The 3,933-nt window shown below is 59.3% G+C and carries 3 protein-coding genes; all 3 read right to left on the reverse strand.

Translation table 11 applies throughout. The features are described 5' to 3' along the window. Positions 1–1,131: 1,131 nt before the first annotated feature. The 3 genes from ACRXB1_RS32455 to ACRXB1_RS32465 all read right to left on the reverse strand — a co-directional run bounded on the left by ACRXB1_RS32455 (position 1,132) and on the right by ACRXB1_RS32465 (position 3,752). Complete coding sequence (locus ACRXB1_RS32455) at positions 1,132–2,385, reverse strand: dienelactone hydrolase family protein (protein ID WP_449494364.1); 1,254 nt, start codon at positions 2,383–2,385, stop codon at positions 1,132–1,134. Between the two features lie 345 nt (positions 2,386–2,730). Beyond that, positions 2,731–3,150 (reverse strand): YchJ family protein, encoded by a 420-nt coding sequence (locus ACRXB1_RS32460; RefSeq protein ID WP_174365216.1) that lies wholly within the window; start codon positions 3,148–3,150, stop codon positions 2,731–2,733. Next, entirely contained in the window at positions 3,147–3,752 is a 606-nt protein-coding gene (locus tag ACRXB1_RS32465) for a glutathione S-transferase family protein (RefSeq protein WP_449494365.1), read from the reverse strand. The genes ACRXB1_RS32460 and ACRXB1_RS32465 overlap by 4 nt, the downstream gene beginning before the upstream one ends. Positions 3,753–3,933: the final 181 nt, after the last annotated feature.

Here is a 3,933-nt window from a genome sequence, read left to right on the forward strand (position 1 = left end):
TCGTCCGGGCGATTGAGCGTGACGCGCGCCACGTGGCCATCGGCGGTGACGGTCAGGCGCTGTAGATTCATGTCGGGCATAGGGGTTCGCGGGGTGCGCGCGGCTCGGTGTTTCGATGAGTATCGATTATCTCTAAATTTGTCGCGGGAGTTTTGGTTTGCACGCCGGTGGGGCCTCCGGCGGGCGTGGCACGCGGTGGGGGTTTTTTGTCTTTGACGCTAACGTCGGTCTATTGGGGGGCTTTTTGGAGGGAATTGACGGGAAGTTGAGCGGGGAGGTGGTTCCTGGACGGTTTTGGACGCGGTCGGGGTTGGTGCTGGGTTGCTGCTGTTTGGGCTTGCTTGGGTTTCGTTCTAGCTGATCTCTTTAGCACTATTAGCCACTGTCCGTGGCGGGACTTCATTTCTTTGTCCAACGGCGACAAAGAAACGAAGCAAAGAAAACGCCTCTCAACCGACGGCACATAAGTGTCCCGAGCGTGCAATGTCAACTGTCTGGTACTTCAGAAGAACGCTCGACGCCATAACCACGAACACTTGAAACCCTCCCCCTCCGTCAACGGCAACCCACACGCTTCGCCACCAGTGTGGGAATCCGTTAACCAGGCTTCCGCGCTGCGCGCCCTGGCGCCCAAATGGAGGGGCTGGTTGTACTGGTTAGGTTTGATTCCGTGCTTGCCGGGGACCACCGGTGCGAAGTCTCGGGCAGGTCCTTGACCCAGTGGAGCCCTTGGATTCAACCGTTGTTATGGGTTACGCAGGTTTCCGTATTGACTGCCACAATTACTGGTGGCGAAGCGTGTGGGTATCTGTATACGGAGGGGGAGGGGTTCAAGTGTTGGTGGTTATGGCGAAAACTGTTCTTCTGAAGTACCAAACAGTTGTCGGTGCACGCTCGGGACACTTATGTGCCTTCGTTTGGAAGGCGTTTTCTTTGCTTCGTTTCTTTGTCGCCGTTGGACAAAGAAATGAAGTGCCGCCACGCACAGTGGCTAATAGTGCTAAAGAAGTCAGCAAGAACGGAACGCGCGAAGGCCCAAACAGCAGCAACCCAGCAGCAACCCAGCACCAACCCCGACCGCCGCCCATTAAACGTCCAGCTCCCAGCCTTTAGCTGAACAAAGGCAACTCCCTACCGCGAGGCAGTCTGCGTCTGCGCCGCACTGCGCTCATCCCAGACCACGGCATTATTGACCGCATACAACCTGCACGGGTCCGTGCTCTGCTTCTGGCATCCATCGAGCGCCACGGCCATCGGATCATCGCCGCCCTCGGCCCAGGACCACGCACCCGAATCCGATACGGCAAACGCGCGGCTCGAATACTGATGCAGGAAATTCTCGTAACCCTCGCGGCCGCGTTCATCGAGGAAAGGCACCGCCGCCACCGCGTCCAGGTTCGCATAGCCCGAAGGCAATGGCGCCTGAGGATACGAAACCTGATACTGCGAATCCGTCGGCATGCCGATTTCGGCCAGGAACGTCTTCACGCGCGGCCACCAGATCGGCACGCCATCGCGATCCCCGACCAGCCGATGCGCATCGTTCTTGTACGCGCCAAAATCCACCATGTCGGCTCGCGCGCCATGCGCCGTGTAAGACGCGAACATGTCATCGGGGAGCGAACCCTGCCACACCGAATCATTGCTGCCATACATCCACAGCGACGGCAGCTTTACGTGCTCGCCATATTCGCCAAACGCGCTGGTCAGGTTCTTCTGCCAATTGGCGCATTCATCCTGCCGAAGGCCGCCGGAAAAGTTGATCAGACCACGCACGCCGGTGTCCGAACGTGCATCGCGCGCGCCATACGCCATCGTGACCAGGCCGCCATGCGAGGCGCCCGCAACCACGACATGCTTGCTGTCGACAAACGCCTGCTTGTCCATGTAAGCGACCGTCGCCGCAACGTCGCTCGCTTGCGTGAAGCCGTTCGCTTCGACGTTGCAACCGTTGCCGACGTACTCGCCGCCCGACCCGGCGAAGCCGCGGCGATTCGGCACCACGACGACATAGCCATGACGAACGAACTCGCGCGCCAGCGCCAAGGGACGCGCGCGCGGCTGGTCATGTGCGTTGCCGGGGAGTTTGCCGTGATTGAAAACGACCATCGGGAACGGGCCCGTGCCGTTGGGTTTGAAGATGGTGGTTTCGAGCGTGACATCGCCCGATGGAATCTCGATGACCGCCTCGTTGAGGGTGGCATCGACTACCGGAAGCGAGGGATCGAACGCCGGCTTGACCGTGCCGAACGCGGGTGCGTCGAGCGACGCGTATTGCTGTGCGCCGGGGAACGGTTCCGCGGCCGCCTGGGTGGACATGCCCACCAGCGTTGCCGCCACTGCACATACAGCAAAACAACCGGACACCACTTGCCTGAATGCCATCCCCGAAACTCCGCCTGCTTTCGGCCTCGCTGCTGGTTAGCTAAAGCGTGGCCGGCTTATTGTCACGATCCATCAGTTCCGCGCTTTTGTACTGCTGAAAGCAGTATCGCCTGGCGGTGCGTGAAGTCATGTCCCGAATGGACACGACAATGGGCTTCAATATGCAACGTCAGACCGCCGACCAGTAATTAGCTTATGAAACAATAGCTTGCTACCGGTTCGCCAACGGCTGGCTAAAAGACAGAGTACCCGTACAAAATGATTGGGCGCAATTAGAAAGTACCCGTGCACTGCACAATTTTTTAAACGAAAGCGCGCGTTAAGGAAATATTTGCCGTGGATTTTCTAATCGCGAAGATCGCCGTCGATATAACGCCAGCGGCCGGCGTTATCGCGTTCAAAGCGGCTGGTCTCGTGCAGACGATGCGCACGCCCGCCCACCTTGTAACGGGCGACAAACTCGACCTCGGCGTGAGTGGTGTCTATGGGCGTATGGCGCTTGATCTGCAGCCCGAGCCAGCGAGTGGCGGAATCGGCCGATGCTTCGAGATCGGGCGGGCAGGTCGCATCGCTCCAGGTCGCACGCAGATACTCGATGTTGCCGATTACATACGCGGTGTAGCGCGAACGCATCAGTTCCATGGCGTTCGCCGGCACTTCACCGTCTTCTATGAAGCGTCCGCAACATTGCGTGTACTTCGGTAAACGCTTAACGGCCGCTTCCGGCGATGCCCCACCGCAAGGACATTCGACAGGCTGGGTCACGCGTCGACGCCCGGCATCTCGATATGACCCGGCTGCGCTTTCACGCGCGCAAGCCACGCGCGAATGGCAGGGTATCGGCCGAGGTCGAGGTTGGCTTCATCGGCGACATGGGTGTATGCGTAGAGCGCAATGTCCGCGATGCTGTACTGCTCATCGACGAAATACGTGCGCGTCGCGAGATGCGTTTCCATCACGTCCAGCGCCCGGTATGAACCTGCGGTCTTCTCGGGCAAACGCGGATCGTCGGGGCTTTTCGCGAACTGGAGAATGAAGCGCGCGACTGCGACGTTCGGCTCGTGGCTGTATTGCTCGAAAAACATCCATTGCAGCACGCGCGCCCGGGCGAGGCGATCCGTGGGCAAAAGCGGCGTGCCTTCGGCAAGGTAATAGAGGATGGCGTCCGATTCGAACAGGCACGTGGTTTCATCGATCTGCAGGACCGGCACCTTGCCGTTCGGGTTCATCTGCCGAAACGAATCGGTGCGGGTGGCGCCGTTCATCATGTCCACTTCGTTCCAGACATAGGGGAGGTTCAGTTGTTCGAGCGCGAGTCGAACCTTGTAGCAATTCCCCGATGACGCCACGCCATGCACTTGATACATCACTTCATGTCCTCGTCTTTAGTCGAAAGTCCCTGCGCCAGCGTACGACATTACCATTTGATTTGCGTGCCGTCGTACTGGATGAAACTGCCGTTGAACGTTTTGTGATCCGCAGCGGCCGCCGCGATCACCGCGCGCATGCCGGGTACGCTGTGCGCAGGATCGATCGCCGCCGACGAAA

Source organism: Caballeronia sp. M23-90 (assembly GCF_053574605.1).